At 71.7% G+C, this 20,237-nt stretch carries 20 protein-coding genes; 7 read left to right on the forward strand and 13 right to left on the reverse strand.

Annotated features, from left to right (window positions below; all coding sequences use genetic code 11):
* Window positions 1–108: 108 nt before the first annotated feature.
* Window positions 109–744, reverse strand: coding sequence for a uridine kinase (locus ABZ624_RS00880; RefSeq protein WP_360081429.1), 636 nt, complete (start codon window positions 742–744; stop codon window positions 109–111).
* Between the two features lie 126 nt (window positions 745–870).
* On the opposite strand from ABZ624_RS00880, the gene ABZ624_RS00885 reads away from it, so the two are divergent.
* The gene (locus ABZ624_RS00885; RefSeq protein ID WP_360081430.1) at window positions 871–1,260 is read left to right on the forward strand and encodes a hypothetical protein; all 390 of its coding nucleotides are present in this window, start codon (window positions 871–873) and stop codon (window positions 1,258–1,260) included.
* Between the two features lie 83 nt (window positions 1,261–1,343).
* Here the strand turns inward: ABZ624_RS00885 and ABZ624_RS00890 are convergent, their stop codons facing one another.
* From ABZ624_RS00890 to deoC, 3 genes are read right to left on the reverse strand one after another with little or no spacing between them, the layout of a single operon-like run.
* Window positions 1,344–2,228, reverse strand: a complete 885-nt coding sequence (locus tag ABZ624_RS00890) for an aldehyde dehydrogenase family protein (RefSeq protein ID WP_360081431.1) — start codon at window positions 2,226–2,228, stop codon at window positions 1,344–1,346.
* A complete protein-coding gene (locus ABZ624_RS00895) occupies window positions 2,221–3,657 on the reverse strand; it encodes an aldehyde dehydrogenase family protein (protein WP_360081432.1) in 1,437 nt (478 codons plus the stop codon). The genes ABZ624_RS00890 and ABZ624_RS00895 overlap by 8 nt, the downstream gene beginning before the upstream one ends.
* Window positions 3,658–3,662: 5 nt before the next feature.
* Complete coding sequence (deoC, locus tag ABZ624_RS00900) at window positions 3,663–4,622, reverse strand: deoxyribose-phosphate aldolase (RefSeq protein ID WP_360082123.1); 960 nt, start codon at window positions 4,620–4,622, stop codon at window positions 3,663–3,665.
* 147 nt (window positions 4,623–4,769) lie between these two features.
* Here deoC and ABZ624_RS00905 point away from each other — a divergent pair, with 147 nt between their 5' ends.
* Window positions 4,770–5,462: a PH domain-containing protein gene (locus tag ABZ624_RS00905; protein WP_360081433.1), complete on the forward strand. Its 693-nt coding sequence runs from the start codon at window positions 4,770–4,772 to the stop codon at window positions 5,460–5,462.
* A gap of 92 nt (window positions 5,463–5,554) precedes the next feature.
* Here ABZ624_RS00905 and ABZ624_RS00910 read toward each other — a convergent pair whose 3' ends face one another.
* The 3 genes from ABZ624_RS00910 to ABZ624_RS00920 all read right to left on the reverse strand — a co-directional run bounded on the left by ABZ624_RS00910 (window position 5,555) and on the right by ABZ624_RS00920 (window position 8,744).
* Window positions 5,555–7,186 (reverse strand): phospho-sugar mutase, encoded by a 1,632-nt coding sequence (locus tag ABZ624_RS00910; RefSeq protein ID WP_360081434.1) that lies wholly within the window; start codon window positions 7,184–7,186, stop codon window positions 5,555–5,557.
* Between the two features lie 119 nt (window positions 7,187–7,305).
* On the reverse strand, window positions 7,306–8,130 hold the full coding sequence (locus ABZ624_RS00915) for a purine-nucleoside phosphorylase (protein ID WP_360081435.1): 825 nt from the start codon (window positions 8,128–8,130) through the stop codon (window positions 7,306–7,308).
* A 176-nt stretch (window positions 8,131–8,306) separates the two neighbouring features.
* A complete protein-coding gene (locus tag ABZ624_RS00920) occupies window positions 8,307–8,744 on the reverse strand; it encodes a gamma-glutamylcyclotransferase (RefSeq protein ID WP_360081436.1) in 438 nt (145 codons plus the stop codon).
* 96 nt (window positions 8,745–8,840) lie between these two features.
* On the opposite strand from ABZ624_RS00920, the gene ABZ624_RS00925 reads away from it, so the two are divergent.
* Window positions 8,841–10,289 (forward strand): NAD(P)H-quinone dehydrogenase, encoded by a 1,449-nt coding sequence (locus ABZ624_RS00925; RefSeq protein WP_360081437.1) that lies wholly within the window; start codon window positions 8,841–8,843, stop codon window positions 10,287–10,289.
* Between the two features lie 166 nt (window positions 10,290–10,455).
* Window positions 10,456–11,391, forward strand: coding sequence for a DeoR/GlpR family DNA-binding transcription regulator (locus ABZ624_RS00930; protein ID WP_360081438.1), 936 nt, complete (start codon window positions 10,456–10,458; stop codon window positions 11,389–11,391).
* 148 nt (window positions 11,392–11,539) lie between these two features.
* Here the strand turns inward: ABZ624_RS00930 and ABZ624_RS00935 are convergent, their stop codons facing one another.
* On the reverse strand, window positions 11,540–13,312 hold the full coding sequence (locus ABZ624_RS00935; RefSeq protein WP_360081439.1) for a biotin carboxylase N-terminal domain-containing protein: 1,773 nt from the start codon (window positions 13,310–13,312) through the stop codon (window positions 11,540–11,542).
* Window positions 13,313–13,676: 364 nt separating this feature from the next.
* Between ABZ624_RS00935 and ABZ624_RS00940 the strand changes: the two genes are divergently transcribed.
* On the forward strand, window positions 13,677–14,267 hold the full coding sequence (locus tag ABZ624_RS00940; protein ID WP_360081440.1) for a hypothetical protein: 591 nt from the start codon (window positions 13,677–13,679) through the stop codon (window positions 14,265–14,267).
* On the opposite strand, the gene ABZ624_RS00945 is transcribed toward ABZ624_RS00940, so the two are convergent.
* The 4 genes from ABZ624_RS00945 to ABZ624_RS00960 all read right to left on the reverse strand — a co-directional run bounded on the left by ABZ624_RS00945 (window position 14,239) and on the right by ABZ624_RS00960 (window position 16,960).
* The gene (locus ABZ624_RS00945; protein WP_360081441.1) at window positions 14,239–14,856 is read right to left on the reverse strand and encodes a nucleoside triphosphate pyrophosphatase; all 618 of its coding nucleotides are present in this window, start codon (window positions 14,854–14,856) and stop codon (window positions 14,239–14,241) included. The genes ABZ624_RS00940 and ABZ624_RS00945 overlap by 29 nt on opposite strands.
* 34 nt (window positions 14,857–14,890) lie before the next feature.
* Window positions 14,891–15,019, reverse strand: a complete 129-nt coding sequence (locus ABZ624_RS00950) for a hypothetical protein (protein WP_360081442.1) — start codon at window positions 15,017–15,019, stop codon at window positions 14,891–14,893.
* Between the two features lie 129 nt (window positions 15,020–15,148).
* Window positions 15,149–15,358 carry an acyl-CoA carboxylase epsilon subunit gene (locus ABZ624_RS00955; protein WP_360081443.1) on the reverse strand — a complete coding sequence of 70 codons (210 nt, stop codon included), beginning with the start codon at window positions 15,356–15,358 and terminating at the stop codon, window positions 15,149–15,151.
* A gap of 9 nt (window positions 15,359–15,367) precedes the next feature.
* Window positions 15,368–16,960 carry an acyl-CoA carboxylase subunit beta gene (locus ABZ624_RS00960; protein WP_360081444.1) on the reverse strand — a complete coding sequence of 531 codons (1,593 nt, stop codon included), beginning with the start codon at window positions 16,958–16,960 and terminating at the stop codon, window positions 15,368–15,370.
* 111 nt (window positions 16,961–17,071) lie between these two features.
* Here ABZ624_RS00960 and ABZ624_RS00965 point away from each other — a divergent pair, with 111 nt between their 5' ends.
* Complete coding sequence (locus ABZ624_RS00965) at window positions 17,072–17,932, forward strand: biotin--[acetyl-CoA-carboxylase] ligase (RefSeq protein WP_360081445.1); 861 nt, start codon at window positions 17,072–17,074, stop codon at window positions 17,930–17,932.
* Between the two features lie 391 nt (window positions 17,933–18,323).
* Window positions 18,324–19,433, forward strand: coding sequence for an adenylate/guanylate cyclase domain-containing protein (locus ABZ624_RS00970; protein WP_360081446.1), 1,110 nt, complete (start codon window positions 18,324–18,326; stop codon window positions 19,431–19,433).
* Here the strand turns inward: ABZ624_RS00970 and ABZ624_RS00975 are convergent.
* Window positions 19,405–20,076 (reverse strand): hypothetical protein, encoded by a 672-nt coding sequence (locus tag ABZ624_RS00975; RefSeq protein WP_360081447.1) that lies wholly within the window; start codon window positions 20,074–20,076, stop codon window positions 19,405–19,407. The two genes, ABZ624_RS00970 and ABZ624_RS00975, sit on opposite strands and share 29 nt — an antisense overlap.
* Window positions 20,077–20,237: the final 161 nt, after the last annotated feature.

A 20,237-nucleotide genomic window follows, 5' to 3' on the forward strand; every position in this document is an offset into this window, starting at 1 on the left:
ACCCCTGGGGGAGGGGCACGGGGGAGCAGGAGGAACGGGACTGGTGGGCCGGGGGGTCCGACCAGTCCCGTTTTGCGTTGCGCGCCGAACAGGCCGTTCGTACGCCGGTCACGCCACCGTCTGCCGGCGTACCTGCCGCCCCGCGGCCGCCGCCGCGAGCCGGCCGAGGGCCTCGTCCCGGTCGCAGGGATGCGCGCCCAGGGACACCTGGCGGGTGACGATCGACCGCTCGGCGCGCATCAGCCGCCAGCCGCGGCGCAGCAGGAACGGCACCGACTTGCGCCCCTCCTTCAGGTCGCGCAGGAAGCGGCGGCGGAAGGTGGTGACGGGGCCCCGGGTCAGACACAGCGCGTCCGCCAGCACACCCAGCTCACGGCAGCGCTCGACGATCTCCGCGGCGAAGACGCCCTCCGCGACGAACAGGGGGGTACGGCCTATGTGCAGCGTCTCCTCGCCCGTACGGGCGCTCAGCGCGATGTCGTACACCGGTACCGGCGTCGACCCGGTGGCACACAGCCGGGTGACGGCCTCGACGGCGACGTCCGCGTCCCACGAGCCGGGGTGGTCCCAGTCGATGTCCGAACTCCCCTCCACCAAGGGCAGGGTCGGGTCGTCGCCCTCCTTGTAGAAGTCGTCCAGACGCAGGACGGGAAGCCCGGACCGGGCGGCGACGAGGGACTTGCCCGAGCCCGAGGGGCCGCACAGCAGGACGACACGGGCGGGGGACGGGAGATGAAGGCTCACGGAACACCAGTTTGACGCATGGGGAGCCGCCTGCCGACCCCGCGGGTCGGCTTTTGAGCGTGACTCCCACCTCAACTACTCTTCGTGTTGAATCTGTTACTTGCTGCAATCGAAGGTGGCCCCTGGATGGCACGACACGCGTTCCCCCTCAACCACACCGCGAAGCGGGCCCTGATCGTCCTCGCGACCGCCTCGGCGGCGCTCGGCGCTGGCGCGGTGACGGCGTCCGCGGGCACGGACACCGCTCGCCTCGCGGAGGTGCCCTGGCGGCCCGCTGCCTCCTTCGGGACGATGGCCCCACAGGCCGCCGTGCAGGGCGCCACCAGCGGACTGCAGTACGCCACCGTCCCCGTCCAGGCCCTCCAGTACACCCCTGTCGGCAGCATCGCGGCCGGCCCGGCGGACGAGGGTGACGTCTCCACGTACACCGGCCCGCTCGTCGAGACCGGGACGGTCGGTGTCGTACCGGCGCTGGAGCGGACGGTCGGCGGACTGCTGGGCAGCGGCGCGTCCTGAGCCGCCCGGCGGCACACGAGAGAGCCGCGCCTTCCCCGGACGGAGGGAAGGCGCGGCTCTCGGCCGTGGGGCCCCGATGCGGCTCAGTACGACGAGCCGGAAGCGCCCAGCGAACCTGTCGGGTGCCAGACCGTCTTGGTCTCCAGGAACGCCGTCATCCGGTCGATGCCCGGCGTCTCGAAGTAATCCACAGCCTGTGGACGCAGTACGCGCTTCAGGTTGTCCGCCGCCGCGATCTCCAGCTCCTTCGCCAGCTCCTCGTCGGCGCCCGCGAGGTCGATCGCGTTGACGTCCTGGTGCGCGGCCAGCGGCGCCGCGATCTCCGCCGTGCGGCCGGACAGGACGTTGACCACACCGCCGGGTACGTCGGAGGTGGCCAGCACCTCGCCGAGGGAGAGGGCGGGCAGCGGCGACCTCTCGCTCGCCACCACGACCGCCGTGTTGCCGGTGGCGATCACCGGGGCCACGACCGACACCAGGCCCAGGAAGGACGACTCCTGCGGGGCCAGGACGGCGACCACGCCGGTCGGCTCGGGCGAGGAGAGGTTGAAGAACGGGCCCGCGACCGGGTTGGCGCCGCCGGTCACCTGGGTGATCTTGTCGGTCCAGCCCGCGTACCAGACCCAGCGGTCGATCGTGGCGTCCACGACCCCGGCCGCCTTCGACTTCGACAGGCCCTCCGCGTCCGCGACCTCGCGCACGAACTGCTCCCGGCGGCCCTCCAGCATCTCCGCGACGCGGTAGAGGACCTGGCCGCGGTTGTAGGCGGTCGCGCCGGACCAGCCGCCGAACGCCTTGCGCGCGGCCACGACCGCGTCCCGGGCGTCCTTGCGGGAGGACAGGGGGGCGTTCGCCAGCCAGTTGCCCTTCGAGTCGCTCACCTCGTACACCCGGCCGCTCTCGGAACGCGGGAACTTCCCGCCGACGTACAGCTTGTAGGTCTTGAAGACGCTCAAACGGTCAGACATCGAGGTACGCCTCCAGGCCGTGGCGGCCGCCCTCGCGGCCGAAGCCCGACTCCTTGTAGCCGCCGAACGGCGAGGTCGGGTCGAACTTGTTGAACGTGTTGGACCAGACGACACCGGCGCGCAGCTTGCTCGCGACGGCCAGGATCCGGGAGCCCTTCTCGGTCCAGATGCCGGCGGAGAGGCCGTACTGGGTGTTGTTGGCCTTGGCGACGGCCTCGTCCGGCGTACGGAAGGTCAGGACCGACAGCACCGGGCCGAAGATCTCGTCGCGGGCGACGGTGTGCGCCTGGGTGACGTTCGTGAACAGCGTCGGGGCGAACCAGTACCCGGAGGCCGGCAGTTCGCAGGCCGGGGACCAGCGCTCGGCGCCCTCCGCCTCGCCCTGCTCGGCCAGCGCGGTGATCCGGGCCAGCTGCTCGGCGGAGTTGATCGCGCCGATGTCGGTGTTCTTGTCCAGCGGGTCGCCGAGGCGGAGGGTGGAGAGCCTGCGCTTCAGGGAGTCCAGCAGCTCGTCCTGGATCGACTCCTGGACGAGCAGGCGGCTGCCCGCGCAGCAGACCTGGCCCTGGTTGAAGAAGATCCCGTTGACGATCCCTTCCACCGCCTGGTCGATCGGGGCGTCGTCGAAGACGATGTTGGCGCCCTTGCCGCCCAGTTCGAGGGTGAGCTTCTTGCGGGTGCCCGCGACGGTCCGCGCGATCTCCTTGCCCACGGCCGTGGAGCCGGTGAAGGCCACCTTGTTCACGTCCGGGTGCGCGACGAGTGCGGCGCCCGCGTCGCCGTAGCCCGGGAGGATGTTGACGACACCCTTGGGCAGGCCGGCCTGGCGGCAGATGTCGGCGAAGAACAGGGCGGAGAGGGGGGTCGTCTCGGCGGGCTTCAGAACGACCGTGTTGCCGGTCGCGAGGGCCGGGGCGATCTTCCACGCCAGCATCAGGAGCGGGAAGTTCCAGGGGATGACCTGGCCGGCCACGCCCAGCGGACGCGGGTTCGCGCCGAAGCCGGCGTGGTCGAGCTTGTCGGCCCAGCCCGCGTAGTAGAAGAAGTGGGCCGCCACCAGGGGGAGGTCGGCGTCCCTGGTCTCCTTGATCGGCTTGCCGTTGTCCAGCGTCTCCAGGACGGCCAGCTCGCGGCTGCGCTCCTGGATGATGCGGGCGATACGGAAGAGGTACTTGGCGCGCTCGGAACCGGGCAGCGCCGACCACTTCTCGAAGGCCTTGCGGGCGGCCTTCACCGCACGGTCGACGTCCGTCCCGCCGGCCTGGGCGACCTCGGAGAGGACCTCCTCGGTCGACGGGGAGACGGTCTTGAAAACCTTGCCGTCGGCCGCGTCCACGAACTCGCCGTCGATGAACAGGCCGTAGGAGGGGGCGATGTCGACGACCGAGCGGGACTCGGGCGCGGGTGCGTACTCGAATGCGGATGCCATGGGGATCAGTCCACCGTCACGTAGTCGGGGCCGGAGTAGCGGCCGGTGGCCAGCTTCTGACGCTGCATCAGCAGGTCGTTCAGGAGCGAGGAGGCGCCGAAGCGGAACCAGTGGTTGTCCAGCCAGTCCGCGCCGGCCGTCTCGTTGACGAGGACCAGGAACTTGATGGCGTCCTTGGAGGTACGGATGCCGCCCGCGGGCTTCACGCCCACCTGGACGCCGGTCTGGGCGCGGAAGTCCCGTACGGCCTCCAGCATGAGGAGCGTGTTCGCGGGGGTGGCGTTGACGGCCACCTTGCCGGTGGAGGTCTTGATGAAGTCGGCACCGGCGAGCATGCCCAGCCAGGAGGCCCGGCGGATGTTGTCGTACGTCGACAGCTCCCCGGTCTCGAAGATGACCTTCAGACGGGCGCTGCCGCCGCAGGCTTCCTTCACGGCGACGATCTCGTCGTACACCTTCAGGTACTTGCCGGCCAGGAACGCGCCCCGGTCGATGACCATGTCGATCTCGTCGGCGCCCGCGGCGACGGCGTCACGGACGTCGGCCAGCTTGACGTCGAGGGCGGCGCGGCCGGCCGGGAAGGCGGTGGCGACCGAGGCGACCTTCACGCCGGAGCCGGCCACGGCCTCCCTGGCCACGGCCACCATGTCGGGGTAGACACAGACCGCGGCCGTGGTCGGGGCCGTACGGTCCGTCGGGTCGGGGTGGACCGCCTTGGCGCCGAGCGCCCGGACCTTGCCCGGGGTGTCCGCGCCTTCCAGCGTCGTCAGGTCGACCATCGAGATGGCGAGGTCGATGGCGTACGCCTTCGCGGTGGTCTTGATGGAACGGGTGCCGAGAGATGCGGCGCGCGCCTCCAGGCCGACCGTGTCGACGCCGGGCAGCCCGTGCAGAAAGCGGCGCAGCGTGCTGTCGGACGCGGTGACGTCCGAGAGAGCGTGAGCTGTGGGTGCGGTAGTGGGCATGGTCACCAGACGAGCATATCTACGCGCGTAGCGAATGTATAGCCCCGGGGCGTGATCGGCGCTCATCCTCCGCCTGAAGATCACGGATGAGCGCCGGTGCCGGGCCGCATGGAGGCACCGGCGGCGATGTCATGCACAATCGGGACCATGACGACCCCGGACCACCAGTCACCCGCGTCACAGCCTCCGGTGCCCACCCACCAGGACCGGATCTACCGCTCGCCCATGGCGCTCGCGGGCGGCGTGCTGCTGCTCCTCGTCGTCGGCTGGCTCGGCTTCGACGCGCTGTTCCAGGGCCATGGCCGCGCCCCGTGGCTGGCGCTCGCCGGAATGATCCTGGCGGTGCCGCTGGTGATCGCCTTCACGCTCCGCCCGGCGGTCTTCGCGGGCGAGGACCGGCTGCGGATCCGCAACCCGTTCCGGGTGATCAGCCTGCCCTGGGGCGAGGTCGCCTCGCTGCGCTCCGGCTACTCCAACGAGGTCGTCGCCAAGTCCGGGACCAAGTACCAGCTGTGGTCCGTTCCCGTCTCGCTGCGGGCCCGCAAGAAGGCGGAGGCGCGCAAGGCGCGGGCGGCGGCGGAGGGGGCGCGCGGCGCCGGATCGGCGGGCCGGGGCGTCGGCGGCCTGGGCGCCCTCGGCGGCGCCGGCCGCACCGGTGCGGCGACCGGACCGACCCGCGCGGAGACCGACCAGGTCATGGACGAACTGCGGGAACTGCTGGACCGGCGGGGCGAGCTGGAGTCCGCACAGGGGGAGGTCACCGTGCGGTGGGCGTACGAGGTGGTCGCACCGGCGGTGGCGGGAGCGGTTCTGTTCGCGATTTTGCTGGCTACGGGCTGAGGCTTCTGCCCGATGCGCCCCTCCCGCGCCCCAAGATTCCCTATGGCGAAATGGGGTGCCCCGGCGGGGGCACCCCATTTGTGTGGTGCGGGTCAGATGCCGGCGGCTGCCGACAGGTCCCGCTTGATCGTGGTCAGGAGTTCCGTCGCGCGGGCCCGGGCGGCCGGGAGGCCGGTGTGGGTGGCGACCGGTACGACGACCTCCAGGTAGCACTTCAGCTTCGGCTCGGTGCCGCTCGGGCGGACGATCACGCGGGCGCCGTCGAGGGTGTAGCGCAGGCCGTCCGTGGGCGGCAGTCTGTCGGTGCCCTGGGTGAGGTCATCGGCGCGGGTGATGGGCAGGCCCGCCAGCTCGGTCGGCGGCTGCTCGCGCAGGCGGCGCATCGCGTCGGCGATGAGCGAGAGGTCCTGGACGCGGACCGAGAGCTGGTCGGTGGCGTGCAGGCCGTGCTCCACGGCGAGGTCGTCCAGCAGGTCGAGGAGGGTGCGGTCCTCTTCCTTCAGAACCGAGGCCAGCTCGGTGATCAGCAGGGCGGCGGTGATGCCGTCCTTGTCACGTACGCCCTCGGGGTCCACGCAGTAGCCGAGGGCCTCCTCGTAGCCGTAGCGCAGGCCGTCCACGCGGGCGATCCACTTGAAGCCGGTCAGCGTCTCCTCGTAGGGGAGGTTCGCCTTCTCGGCGATACGGCCGAGGAGGGAGGAGGAGACGATCGACTCGGCGAAGGTGCCGCGCGCTCCGCGCCGGACCAGGTGGGCGGCGAGGAGCGCCCCGACCTCGTCGCCGCGCAGCATGCGCCAGTCGTCGCCGTCCTTGACGGCCACGGCGCAGCGGTCGGCGTCCGGGTCGTTGGCGATGATCAGGTCCGGGTCGGTCGCGCGGGCTCGGGCGAAGGCGAGGTCCATCGCGCCCGGCTCCTCCGGGTTGGGGAACGCCACCGTCGGGAAGTCGGGGTCCGGCTCGGCCTGCTCGGCGACCAGCACCGGCTCGGGGAAGCCGGCGCGGGCGAACGCGGCGAGCAGGACGTCCTTGCCGACGCCGTGCATGGCCGTGTAGACCGTGCGGGCCGTGCGGGGGGAGGCGGGGGACAGCACGGCGTCCGTGCGGGCCAGATAGGCCTCCAGGACCGTGTCGTCCAGGATCTCCCAGCCGGCGTCCGGGCGGGGTACGTCGTTCAGGGAGGCGATCGCGTCGATCTCGGCGGCGATCTCCGCGTCGGCCGGCGGCACGATCTGGGAGCCGTCGCCGAGGTAGACCTTGTAGCCGTTGTCCCGGGGCGGGTTGTGGCTGGCGGTGACCTCGACGCCCGCGACCGCGCCGAGGTGCCTTATGGCGAAGGCCAGGACGGGGGTGGGGAGGGGGCGGGGGAGTACGGCCGCGCGCAGGCCGGCGCCGGTCATGACGGCGGCGGTGTCCCGGGCGAAGTCGGCGGACTTGTGGCGGGCGTCGTAGCCGATGACGACGACTCCGCCGGTCTGGCCCTTGTTCCTGAGGTACGCGGCGAGGCCGGCCGCGGCGCGGATGACGACCGAGCGGTTCATGCGCATCGGGCCGGCGCCCAGCTCGCCGCGCAGGCCGGCGGTGCCGAACTGCAGCGTGCCGCTGAAGCGGGCCGACAGTTCCGTGACGTCACCGGCGTCGATCAGCTTGGCCAGTTCGTCGCGAGTCTCCTGGTCGGGGTCCTCGGCGAGCCAGGCCTTGGCCCTGCTGATGAGATCGTCGTGCACCTTGGGATCAACCTCTCCGTGTTTGCCTGGTCCACTGGGGGCTCCGCCCCCAGGCCCCCGTTTCCCACCCGCCCACCGGAAACCGTCGGCCGAGAGCGGGCGGATGGGCTCGGCGGCGTTTACAGCTTGCCCAGCACCTGGCCCAGCAGCTGCCCCATCCGTGCGGCCGAGTCGCGGCCCGCCTGCAGAACCTCCTCGTGGTTGAGGGGCTCGCCGGTCATGCCGGCCGCCAGGTTGGTGACCAGGGAGATGCCCAGCACCTCGGCGCCCGCCTCGCGCGCGGCGATGGCCTCCAGGACCGTGGACATGCCGACCAGGTCCGCGCCGATGACACGGGCCATGCGGATCTCGGCCGGGGTCTCGTAGTGCGGGCCGGGGAACTGCGCGTAGACGCCCTCCTCCAGGGTGGGGTCGATCTCCTTGCACAGGGTGCGCAGACGGGGGGAGTACAGGTCGGTCAGGTCGACGAAGTTCGCGCCGACGATGGGGGACGTCGCCGTCAGGTTGATGTGGTCGCTGATGAGGACCGGCTGGCCGGGGCGCATGCCCTCGCGCAGGCCGCCGCAGCCGTTGGTGAGGACCACGGTCTTGCAGCCGGCCGCCACGGCGGTGCGGACGCCGTGGGCCACGGCGGCCACGCCACGGCCCTCGTAGTAGTGCGTGCGGCCCAGGAAGACCAGCGCGCGCTTGTCGCCGAAGGAGTACGAGCGGATCTTGCCACCGTGCCCCTCGACGGCCGGCGGCGGGAAGCCGGGCAGCTCGGTGACCGGGAACTCGACGTCGGGTGCGCCCAGGGCGTCGACGGCCGGAGCCCAGCCGGAGCCCATCACGAGGGCGACGTCGTGGGTCTCGGCGCCGGTGAGCGCGCGCAGGCGCGCGGCGGCGGCGTCGGCGGCGGCGTAGGGGTCGCCCTGGATGTCGTCCGGAAGAAGAGATGCGTTCACGCCGTCGAGGGTAGCTCGTCTTCGCCTACGCGCGTAGATGACGGAGCTCACGGGATAGGAATCGTTGCCTTGTCGTTTCCCACAAACCGCACCACTGGCAGGACCGCGAGCAGGACCAGGAGCACGACAGGACCACGAGCAGGACGCAAACCCGCAGGGAGCACGCCGGAGGGGGCTCAGCAGGGGCGCTTGCGGAGTTCCATCACATAGTCGTGGGGTGCCCCCGCGGACTCCGCCGCGTCGGCGATCTCGCCCAGGTAGCGCGCCGAGGGAAGACCGCCCTCGTAGCCGTTGAGGACGTACGTCCACGCCGTCTCCTCGCCGTCGAGGGTGTGCACGCGCACCCGCACCCGGCGGTAGAGGTCGTCTCCCACGCCTTCCCACCGGTCGAGGGACTCCTCGTCCATGGGTGCGATGTCGTACAGGCCGACGAAGACCTGTGCGAGCGGGTCCTCGACGATCGTCGCCAGCGCGCCTTCCCAGTCCAGCTGCTCGCCGCCGAACGTCAGCCGCCACCCGTTCAGCCAGCCCGTGGCGCGCAGCGGGGAGTGCGGGGCGCGGAAGGACATCAGGCCCGCGTCGAGGTTGCCGGCGTACGCGGCATAGAGCGACATGAAGAGAGGGTACGGCAGGGGGAACTCGGGTCACTCGTGTCCCAGCCGAAGCTTCCGTGCGCCCCCGGGCAGTAGCACCTTGAAGGGTGCGGGACAATGGGGTACGTGACTCGGATCGTGATCATCGGTGGCGGACCCGGCGGATACGAAGCGGCCCTGGTGGCCGCCCAGCTCGGTGCGGAGGTGACCGTCGTCGACTGCGACGGTCTGGGCGGAGCGTCGGTGCTGACCGACTGCGTGCCGTCGAAGACGCTCATCGCCACGGCCGAGGTGATGACCACCTTCGATTCGTCGTACGAAGAGCTGGGGATCATCGTCGCCGACGACACGCCGCCGCTGGAGCAGGCCGCCCGGGTGGTCGGGGTGGATCTGGGGAAGGTCAACCGCCGTGTGAAGCGGCTGGCTCTCGCCCAGTCACACGACATCACCGCCTCCGTCACCCGGGCCGGTGCCCGGGTCATGCGCGGCCGCGGCCGGCTGGACGGCATGCAGGCCCTCGACGGGTCCCGCAAGGTCGTCGTCACCGCCGCCGACGGCACCGAGGAGGCCCTCACCGCCGACGCCGTCCTCATCGCCACCGGCGGCCACCCGCGCGAGCTGCCCGACGCCCAGCCCGACGGCGAGCGCATCCTCAACTGGACCCAGGTCTACGACCTCACCGAGCTGCCGGAAGAGCTGATCGTGGTCGGGTCGGGTGTCACCGGTGCCGAGTTCGCCGGCGCCTATCAGGCCCTGGGGTCGAAGGTCACGCTCGTGTCGTCCCGGGACCGCGTGCTGCCCGGCGAGGACCCGGACGCCGCCGCCGTGCTGGAGGACGTCTTCCGGCGCCGTGGCATGAACGTCATGGCCCGTTCCCGCGCGCAGTCCGCCAAGCGCGTCGGTGACCGGGTCGAGGTGACGCTGGCCGACGGGCGCGTCATCAGCGGCACGCACTGTCTGATGGCCGTCGGCGCCATCCCGAACAGCGCGGGGCTCGGCCTGGAGGAGGCCGGCGTGAAGCTGCGCGAGTCGGGGCACATCTGGACCGACAAGGTGTCGCGTACGACCGCTCCCGGCGTCTACGCGGCCGGTGACGTGACCGGGATCTTCGCCCTCGCGTCCGTCGCCGCCATGCAGGGACGTATCGCCATGTACCACTTCCTCGGCGACGCGGTGACCCCGCTGAACCTGAAGACGGTCTCCTCCAACGTCTTCACCGACCCCGAGATCGCCACGGTCGGCTACACGCAGGCGGACGTGGACGCGGGCAAGATCGACGCCCGGGCCGTCAAGCTGCCCCTGCTGCGCAACCCGCGCGCCAAGATGCAGGGCATCCGGGACGGCTTCGTGAAGATCTTCTGCCGGCCGGGCACGGGCATCGTCGTCGGCGGTGTGGTCGTCGCGCCCCGCGCCTCGGAACTGATCCACCCCATCTCGATCGCCGTCGACAACAATCTGACGGTCGAACAGATCGCGAACGCGTTCACGGTGTACCCCTCCCTTTCGGGGTCGATCGCCGAGGTGGCCCGGCAGCTGCACACCCGCAAGGCGGGCGCGGAGGTCTGACGGCCGGATCCGACTTCCCGCTGGTCACGGGGAGTTGCGGCGTGTGCGTACGGCATAGTCGGGGCGGCTGGGTCCTATACCACTTCCGCCCCTGCTGTACGAACAACTTCTGTTATTCGGCGCAAACTGCTGAAAGCAGACGGTCGCTGGGGTTACTGTCAGTTTCGTGTTCGCTGCTGAACGTCGCCAATTGATCCTCGAAATGGTGCGAGCGAACGGTGCCGTGTCGCTCCGTGAGCTCGCCCGCGTCGTCCAGACCTCCGAAGTGACCGTACGGCGGGACGTGCGGGCACTGGAGGCCGAAGGACTCCTCGACCGCCGGCACGGCGGTGCGGTACTGCCGGGCGGGTTCACGCGAGAATCCGGCTTCCCGCAGAAGTCCCATCTCGCGACCGCCGAGAAGACGGCCATCGCCGACCTCGCGGCGGGCCTCGTCGAAGAGGGCGAGGCCATCGTGGTCGGCGCGGGTACCACCACGCAGGAGCTGGCCCGCCGGCTCGCGAGGGTGCCCGGCCTGACGGTCGTCACCAACTCCCTCCTGGTCGCCCAGGCGTTGGCCCATGCCAACCGGGTGGAGGTCGTGATGACCGGCGGCACCCTGCGCGGCTCCAACTACGCCCTCGTCGGCTCCGGCGCGGAGCAGTCCCTGCAGGGGCTGCGCGTGTCGAAGGCCTTCCTGTCCGGGAGCGGGCTCACCGCCGAGCGCGGGCTGTCCACGTCCAACATGCTCTCGGCGTCCGTCGACCGGGCGCTGGTGCAGGCCGCCGCGGAGGTCGTGGTCCTCGCCGACCACACCAAGCTCGGTACGGACACGATGTTCCAGACCGTGCCGACCGATGTCATCACCCGCCTGGTCACCGACGAGCCGCCGGCGAACGACGACCGCGCCGGCATGGAGTTGCAGGCTCTCGCCGACCAGGGGGTGCAGATCGCCGTGGCCGGGGCGAATGGAGCCGGAGCCTCTTCGGGGGGTGAGCAGGCCCCGGCGCGGCGCGCGTCCCTGCCGGGGCCTCGCAGGGGTATGACGCTCCGCTCCGGAGCAGGGCTGGGGGAGCCTACGGGGCCTGAGCGGGGGCGTGTCGCTGATTTGCGGCGGCGTTGAGGTGCCCGGTCGACGTGGGGCTTACAGCTCCGCGCCCCTTTGGGACGGCTGCCCCTCAGGGACTTGAGCCGTCCTCCGAGCCCGGGAAAAGATGACGCCCGGTGGACCGAACCAGTCGGTCCACCGGGCGTCTCCGTGAAGCCTGCCGTCAGTCCTTGATCTCGCAGATGGCGGCGCCGGAGGTGATGGAGGCGCCGACGTCGGCGTTCAGGCTCTTGATGGTGCCCGCCTTGTGGGCGTTCAGGGGCTGCTCCATCTTCATGGCCTCCAGGACGACCACCAGGTCGCCCTCCTTGACCTCCTGGCCCTCCTCGACCGCGACCTTGACGATCGTGCCCTGCATCGGGGAGGCGAGGGTGTCGCCGGAGGCGACCGGGCCGGACTTCTTGGCGGCGCGGCGCTTCGGCTTGGCGCCGGCCGCGAGGCCGGTGCGGGCCAGGGACATGCCGAGGGACGAGGGCAGGGAGACCTCGAGGCGCTTGCCGCCGACCTCGACGACGACGGTCTCGCGGCCGAGCTCCTCCTCCGCCTCCACGTCGGCGGGGGCGGCGAAGGGCTTGATCTCGTTGACGAACCCGGTCTCGATCCAGCGGGTGTGGACCGTGAACGGGTCGGTGGAGCCGGTCAGCTCCGGGGCGAACGCCGGGTCCCTGACCACCGCGCGGTGGAAGGGGATCGCGGTGGCCATGCCCTCGACCTGGAACTCGTCCAGGGCGCGCGCGGCCCGCTCCAGGGCCTCCTTGCGGGTACGGCCCGTCACGATCAGCTTGGCCAGCAGGGAGTCCCAGGCCGGGCCGATCACGCTGCCGGACTCCACGCCCGCGTCCAGGCGGACGCCCGGGCCGGACGGCGCGTCGAACCGGGTGACCGTGCCGGGAGCCGGGAGGAAGTTGCGGCCCGGGTCCTCGCCGTTGATGCGGAACTCGAACGAGTGACCGCGCAGCACCGGGTCGTCGTAGCCGAGCGCCTCGCCGTCGGCGATGCGGAACATCTCGCGCACCAGGTCGATACCGGCGACCTCCTCGGTCACCGGGTGCTCCACCTGGAGCCGGGTGTTCACCTCCAGGAAGGAGATGGTGCCGTCCTGGCCGACCAGGAACTCACAGGTGCCCGCGCCCTCGTAGCCGGCCTCCTTCAGGATGGCCTTCGAGGCGCGGTACAGCTCGGCGACCTGCTCGTCCGAGAGGAACGGCGCCGGGGCCTCCTCGACCAGCTTCTGGTGACGGCGCTGCAGCGAGCAGTCACGCGTGGAGACGACGACCACGTTGCCGTGCTTGTCGGCCAGGCACTGGGTCTCCACGTGCCGCGGACGGTCCAGGTAGCGCTCCACGAAGCACTCGCCGCGACCGAAGGCGGCGACCGCCTCACGGACCGCCGACTCGTACAGCTCGGGGACCTCTTCCAGGCTCCGGGCGACCTTCAGACCACGGCCACCGCCACCGAACGCGGCCTTGATCGCGATCGGCAGGCCGTGCTCCTCGGCGAAGGCCACGACCTCCTCCGCACCGCTCACCGGATCCGGCGTACCGGCCACCAGCGGGGCGCCGGCGCGCTGGGCGATGTGGCGGGCGGCGACCTTGTCACCCAGATCGCGGATGGCCTGCGGCGGCGGGCCGATCCAGATCAGACCGGCGTCCAGGACGGCCTGCGCGAAGTCGGCGTTCTCCGAGAGGAAGCCGTACCCCGGATGGACGGCGTCCGCGCCGGACTCCCGCGCCGCGTTCAGGATCTTGTCGATGACCAGATAGCTGGTGGCCGGGGTGTCACCGCCCAGGGCGAACGCCTCATCCGCGGCGCGGACATGCAGAGCGTCCCGGTCCGGGTCGGCGTAGACGGCCACGCTCGCGATCCCGGCGTCCCGGCAGGCCCGGGCCACGCGGACAGCGATTTCGCCACGGTTGGCGATGAGCACCTTGCGCACGATTGAGGCTCCCTCCTTGAAACAAGCCGAGTTTAGGGACTGCCGACACGGCACTTCGACCCGTCCCCAATGGTGAGCTTGCCCACACGGAGCGTGATTCGAGGCTCGCTCGACCCGCGAAATCCCTTGTCGCGCCCGCGTACGCAGGACTCCTCCGGGAAACCCTAGCCCCGTCGTGTGGTCAAGGTCTCTGTGAGAGCGTGCTGCGGCCCACTCAGTTTCTTTGTCGAGTCCCTACGAATGGCCCAATGATTCTTTGCTGGCGCCCGAACCCTTGTCCCGGGGTTTACCCGTTAGTAGCGTTCGCGATGGCCCGAACGTACCTGGGGTAACAAGCAGCTGGCTCGAGAGTGGGTGGGGACCGGTGGTGCGCAGACCGGTGGCATGGGTCGTGGCGGTCGTCCTCCTGGCGGAGGGCGTCTTCATCGCCGCGCTGAACTGGTTCCTCGGAGTGGTGGTCGACCGCCAGGACATGTCCCTGGCCGGCCTCGACCCGTCGACGATGGCGACGTCCTCGAAGATCGGCGGCGTCGTCTTCGGGCTCTACTTCGCGCTGTGCGCGCTGGTGGCCGTCCTGGTCGCGATACGCGACCGCGCCCCCGCGGGCTTCGGCCGCGTCCTGCTGATCAGCGTGGCGGTCGTCCACGGCCTGCTGGGCGCCTTCGCCTGGGGCCTGGTCGGCTGGACGGCGTTCCTGTTCATGGTGGCCGTGCTCGGCCTCGTCGTGCTGCTCCTGATGACGTACGACCGTGACGGCGGCCCGCAGCCGGGTGCCCCCGGCGGTGGAGCGGGGCAGGACGGCGACCTCAGGGCCGAGGCCGAGCCGGCCACGACTGCGGGCCCGGCGGCCGTACCGGGACCCCGTACGGACCAGCCGGGCGGCGACGACGGGCACGAGGAGCCGCAGGACTCCGCGCCCGCCCAGATCACTCGTCCGGCGACCACAACTCCGTGATGCCGACGCCCAGTTCGGCCAGCAGCCTGCGCACCAGGGGCAGGCTGATGCCGATCACATTGCCGTGGTCGCCGTCGATGCCCTCGATGAACGGCGCCGAACGGCCGTCCAGGGTGAAGGCCCCGGCGACGTAGAGGGGCTCGCCCGACGCCACGTACGCCGCGATCTCCTCGTCGCTGGGTTCACCGAAACGGACGACGGTGGATGCGGTCCCGGACACGTACCGCTTGGCCGCCGTGTCCCAGATGCAGTGGCCCGTCTGGAGGGTGCCGGCCCGCCCGCGCATCGCCTTCCAGCGGGCGGTCGCCTCCTCGGCGTCGGCGGGCTTGCCCAGGGCCTGTCCGTCCAGCTCCAGCACCGAGTCGCAGCCGATCACCAGGGCACCCTGCACCTCCGGCTTCGCCGCCACGACGGAGGCCTTCGCCTCGGCCAGGGCGAGGGCCAGCTCCGCCGGGGTGGGCGCGGTGACGGCGTCCTCGTCGACGCCGCTGACGATCACCTCCGGTGAGAGACCGGCCTGCCTCAGGAGGCCCAGCCGGGCGGGGGAGGCGGAGGCGAGGATCAGTCGGCGGCGTGGCGTGGCAGTCATGCGGCCAGGTTAGTCAGGTGTGGTGCTGTTCGGCTCACCTCAGGCCGATGACGAGCATGGCCAGGATCATGGCCAGGGCCATGAAGAGACCGAGCCGCCGCATCATGTCCTGCGCGTCGCGCAGGTCCTTGGGCGGCTCGTCTTCCGGGTCTGACCACAGCATGCCACCAGCGTGGGGCTTTGACCGGGGAGGGCGCCTGAGTAGACGTACTCAAGTCGGCGCCCCTGTTGCTCCACCGCGCGCCCACGCGGCGGAGCCGCGGATCGGTACAGCCCCACGCGCCTTGGACGCTCAGCCCGGCCAGTACGTGCGGGTCCAGGATGCCGGGCCCGGCTGGGGAAGGCGAGCGGAGGCGATCCTGTTCGGGTCGGACCAGGCGTCCCTCGGGCCCTCCGCGCCGGGCGGCGTCGCCGCTGCCGCCGCGGCGCGGGCGCGGACCACCGCCAGGGCGGCGGCCAGCTCCTCCGGGGTCGGGTTGCCCCGTACGACTTTGATCGTCACAGCGGCTCCTTAGAGGGGGATGTTGCCGTGCTTCTTCGGAGGCAGGGATTCCCGCTTGGTGCGCAGCTGACGCAGGCCGCGGACGATGTGGGCGCGGGTGTCGGACGGCATGATCACCGCGTCGATGTAGCCGCGCTCGGCCGCCACGTAGGGGTTGAGGAGGGCGTCCTCGTACTCCTGGATCAGCCGGGCCCGGGTGGCTTCGCCCTCTCCCGAGTCCTCCGCCTCGGCGATGGTGCGGCGGTGCAGGATGTTGACCGCGCCCTGGGCGCCCATGACGGCGATCTGGGCGGTGGGCCAGGCCAGGTTGAGGTCGGCGCCCAGGTGCTTGGAACCCATGACGTCGTACGCCCCGCCGAAGGCCTTGCGGGTGATGACGGTGATCAGCGGGACCGTCGCCTCCGCGTAGGCGAAGATCAGCTTGGCGCCGCGCCGGATGATGCCGGTGTGCTCCTGGTCGACGCCCGGCAGGAAGCCCGGCACGTCCACGAAGGTCAGCACCGGGATGTTGAAGGCGTCGCAGGTGCGCACGAACCGGGCGGCCTTCTCGGACGCGTCGATGTCCAGGCAGCCGGCGAACTGCATGGGCTGGTTGGCGACGATGCCGACCGGGAAGCCCTCGACCCGTCCGAACCCGGTGAGGATGTTCGGCGCGAACAGGGACTGCGTCTCGAAGAACTCACCGTCGTCCAGGACGTGTTCGATCACCGTGTGCATGTCGTACGGCTGGTTCGCGCTGTCGGGCACGACGGTGTCCAGCTCGCGGTCCTCGTCGCTGACGGCGAGGTCGGCCTCCTCGGGGAAGACCGGGGGCTCGGAGAGGTTGTTGGACGGCAGGTACGACAGCAGCTGCTTGACGTACTCGATGGCGTCCTTCTCGTCGCCGGCCATGTGATGGGCCACGCCGGAGGCCGTGTTGTGGGTCCTGGCCCCGCCGAGCTCCTCGAAGCCGACGTCCTCGCCGGTGACGGTCTTGATGACGTCCGGGCCGGTGATGAACATGTGCGAGGTCTGGTCGACCATCACCGTGAAGTCGGTGATGGCAGGTGAGTACACCGCGCCACCGGCACACGGGCCGACGACCAGGCTGATCTGCGGAATCACACCGGAGGCGTGGGTGTTGCGGCGGAAGATCTCGCCGTACGCGCCGAGGGAGGCGACGCCTTCCTGGATGCGGGCGCCGCCGGAGTCGTTGATGCCGATGACCGGGCAGCCGGTCTTGAGGGCGAAGTCCATGACCTTGACGATCTTCTGCCCGTAGACCTCGCCCAACGCCCCGCCGAAGACGGTGAAGTCCTGCGAGAACACGGCGACGGGGCGTCCGTCGACGGTCCCGTACCCGGTCACGACGCCGTCGCCGTACGGCCGGTTCTTCTCCAGCCCGAAGTTCGTGGACCGGTGCCGGGCGAACTCGTCGAGCTCGACGAAGGAACCCTCGTCCAGCAGCAGTTCGATCCGCTCACGGGCCGTCAGCTTGCCCTTGGCATGCTGCTTTTCGACGGCGCGTTCCGAGCCGGCGTGCGTCGCCTCGTGGATGCGGCGCTGGAGATCCGCCAGCTTGCCAGCGGTCGTGTGGATGTCGATCTCTTCCGGCTCGGACATCGGGATGCGGCTCCCTGCCTGCTCAAAAGGGGGGGACGGTTACTCATCCGTAGAGTAGTGGTGGGCCAGTGGGTCGGCAGTGCGGCGTTTCCCACACCTAGGGTGACTTGCATGACGCCGCACAATGCATCAGATGACAGCCGCTGGTCCGATCTGGACCGTCCGCCCCTGAACGCCGCGGCACTGCGGCGCGCACTGGTCCGGGAGGGGGGCCTGTACCGCGAGGTGGATGTGGTGCAGCGCACCGGCTCCACCAACTCCGACCTGGCCGCCCGGGCTGCCGCCGGGAAGGCCGGTGAGGGAGCCGTGCTGGTCGCCGAGGAGCAGACGGCGGGCAAGGGGCGTCTGGACCGCCGCTGGACGGCACCGCCGCGCTCGGGCCTGTTCTTCTCCGTGCTCCTGCGGCCCGTCGAGGTCCCGGTGGCGCGGTGGGGCTGGCTGCCGCTGCTCACCGGTGTCGCCGTGGCGGCGGGGCTGGCGCGGGCGGCGGGCGTGGATACGGCGCTGAAGTGGCCGAACGACCTGCTCGTGACGGTGGGCGGCGAGGAGCGCAAGGCGGGCGGGATTCTGGCCGAGCGGGCCGGCGCGGACGGTGTGGTCATCGGCGTCGGCATCAACGTCACACTGCGGGCCGACGAGCTGCCGGTGCCGCAGGCGGGGTCGCTGGTGCTGGCCGGGGCGACGGGCACGGACCGGGATCCGCTGCTGCGGGCGGTGCTGCGGTCGCTGGAGGACTGGTACGGGCGGTGGCGACGCGCGGGCGGTGACCCTGCGCTGAGCGGGCTGCAGGAGACGTATGCGGCGGGGTGCGCGACGTTGGGGCGGGTGGTGCGGGCCGAGTTGCCGGGGGACCGGGCGCTCGTGGGCGAGGCGGTGGCGGTCGACGGGGACGGGCGCCTCGTCATCGCCACGGAGGCCGGTGTGCAGGAGCCCGTGGGGGCGGGGGACATCGTGCATCTGCGTCCCGCGTAGGGGTACGGCGGTGGCGGGTGCTCGTGGGGGCGGGGGACATCGTGCATCTGCGTCCCGCGTAGGGGTACGGCGGTGGCGGGTGCCCGGGGCTGTGCGGGTGCCCGGTGCTGGTCCCGGCCGGCGGTGGGGCCGCTTGCCGGCGCGCATGCGGGTGCGGCCGGCTGCAACTCCCCAGGGGCGCGGGGAACTGCGCGAGCAGCCACGGCGGGCCCGCACCCTGCAACGGCGACAGGCGCCCCGGACCTCCCGGCACAGCCACCGAGGCATGCAGCACGCACCAGGTACCGAGCACATACCCCCGGCCGAACCCAACGGAGTGAGCTGGCGCACACCTGCCGTAGAGTTGAGGCCGGTCGAAACGTGACCGCGGCAGATCGGAAGGGCAGCAGGCGTGACCGTCGACGACACGGGCTCCGGCGCGGGCGCGGACGCCGCCGACCCCGGCGAGGATCCGCTGGCCCTGCGCCTCGAACAACTCATCCTGGGCGCCGAGCGCCGCTACACCCCGTTCCAGGCGGCCCGTAGCGCCGGTGTCTCCATGGAGCTGGCGTCACGGTTCTGGCGGGCCATGGGCTTCGCCGACATCGGCCAGGCCAAGGCGCTCACCGAGGCCGACGTACTGGCCCTGCGCCGCCTCGCCGGTCTGGTCGAGGCGGGGCTGCTCAGCGAGGCCATGGCGGTGCAGGTGGCCCGGTCCACCGGGCAGACCACCGCCCGGTTGGCCGAGTGGCAGATGGATTCCTTCCTGGAGGGCCTGACCGAGCCGCCCGAGCCCGGAATGACCCGCACCGAGGTGACGTACCCGATCGTCGAGCTGCTCCTGCCCGAGCTGGAGGAGTTCCTGGTCTATGTCTGGCGGCGCCAGCTCGCCGCCTCGGCCGGGCGGGTCGTGCAGTCGGCGGACGACGAGGAGATGGTCGACCGTCGGCTCGCCGTCGGCTTCGCCGATCTGGTGGGGTTCACGCGGCTGACCCGCCGGATGGAGGAAGAGGAGCTGGGCGAGCTGGTCGAGGCGTTCGAGACGACCGCCGCCGACCTGGTGGCCGCGCGCGGCGGCCGGCTGATCAAGACCCTCGGCGACGAGGTGCTGTACGCGGCGGACGACGCCGGTGTCGCCGCGGACATCGCGCTGCGGCTGGTCGAGACGCTCGCGAACGACGAGACGATGCCGGAGCTGCGGGTCGGCATGGCGTTCGGCACGGTCACCACTCGTATGGGTGATGTGTTCGGTACGACGGTGAACCTGGCCTCCCGGCTGACCTCGATAGCCCCGCGGGACGCCGTGCTGATGGACAGCGCCTTCGCGGAGGAGCTGATCCGCACCGGCGAGGCGCCCGCCTCCGAGGCGGAGGCGGCCGAGGCCGCCGCGGCTGCCGAGAAGGAGGGCGAGGAGCCGCCGGTGTACCGCTTCGCGCTCCAGCCGATGTGGCAGCGCCCGGTCCGCGGGCTCGGCGTGGTCGAGCCCTGGCTGCTCACCCGCCGCGACGGCCAGTCGTCGTAGGCCCTTCGCCCCCTCGGTCCACGCACAGCCCGAGCACCGGCACACACAGCCCGCCCGGACCGCCCGCGGCCGGGCCCGCCGTGCTGTGGGTGGGTGCCGGGTCGGCAGGTGCGGGCCGGGAGGCAGTCGGGGCAGATGGCCGGGCGGAGGGCGCCGCCGGGGGCTGCGACGGGGTGCCGTGGGTGGTGGCCGGTCCGGTGGGGGCGGTGCTCGGTGCGGCGGTGTTGCCGGGCGGCGCCGTGGGTGCGGCCGGGCCGGGGCGGGCCCCGGCCGGCCGGGTGGCCGTCGGCGGGAGGCTACGGCCGCCCATGACGGAGGTCGCCGAGGGCAGCGCGGTGGGGGCGGCGGCGGCCGCGGCGGCGGTGTTCGCCGCGGGGTCCGCGGCGCCGGCCACGTCGGGGCGGGGCTCGGCCTCTGCCGTGCCCGGGACGTCGACGCCCGAGTCCGGCGCGACCCGGATCAGGCTGAGCACGCCCGCGGCCAGGGCGAGTCCGCCGGCGGCGAGCAGCACCTTGCGGGGGCGCGGCTTGCGGTGCCGTCCGCGTCGTACGGCGGACGCTCCGGCCGGCTCGCCGTGCCCCGGTGGCTCCTGCCGCTGCTCCGCCTCCGCTTCCGTACGGGACTGTGCACGTATCGGTGACATGGTTCCCCTCCCCGCCGCGCGCCCCGGCGTGCCGTGGCGGACGCACGCTATGCGTTCCCGTGGGCGATGTGGGGTGAGACGGCCGGGATGTCACTCGAACGGGCGTAGCCCCCTGGGCTTTCCCGGGGCCGGGTCCGGCTGCGATGATCGGGCCGACAGTG

Source organism: Streptomyces sp. NPDC007205 (genome assembly GCF_040634095.1).
Taxonomy (GTDB): Bacteria; Actinomycetota; Actinomycetes; order Streptomycetales; family Streptomycetaceae; genus Streptomyces.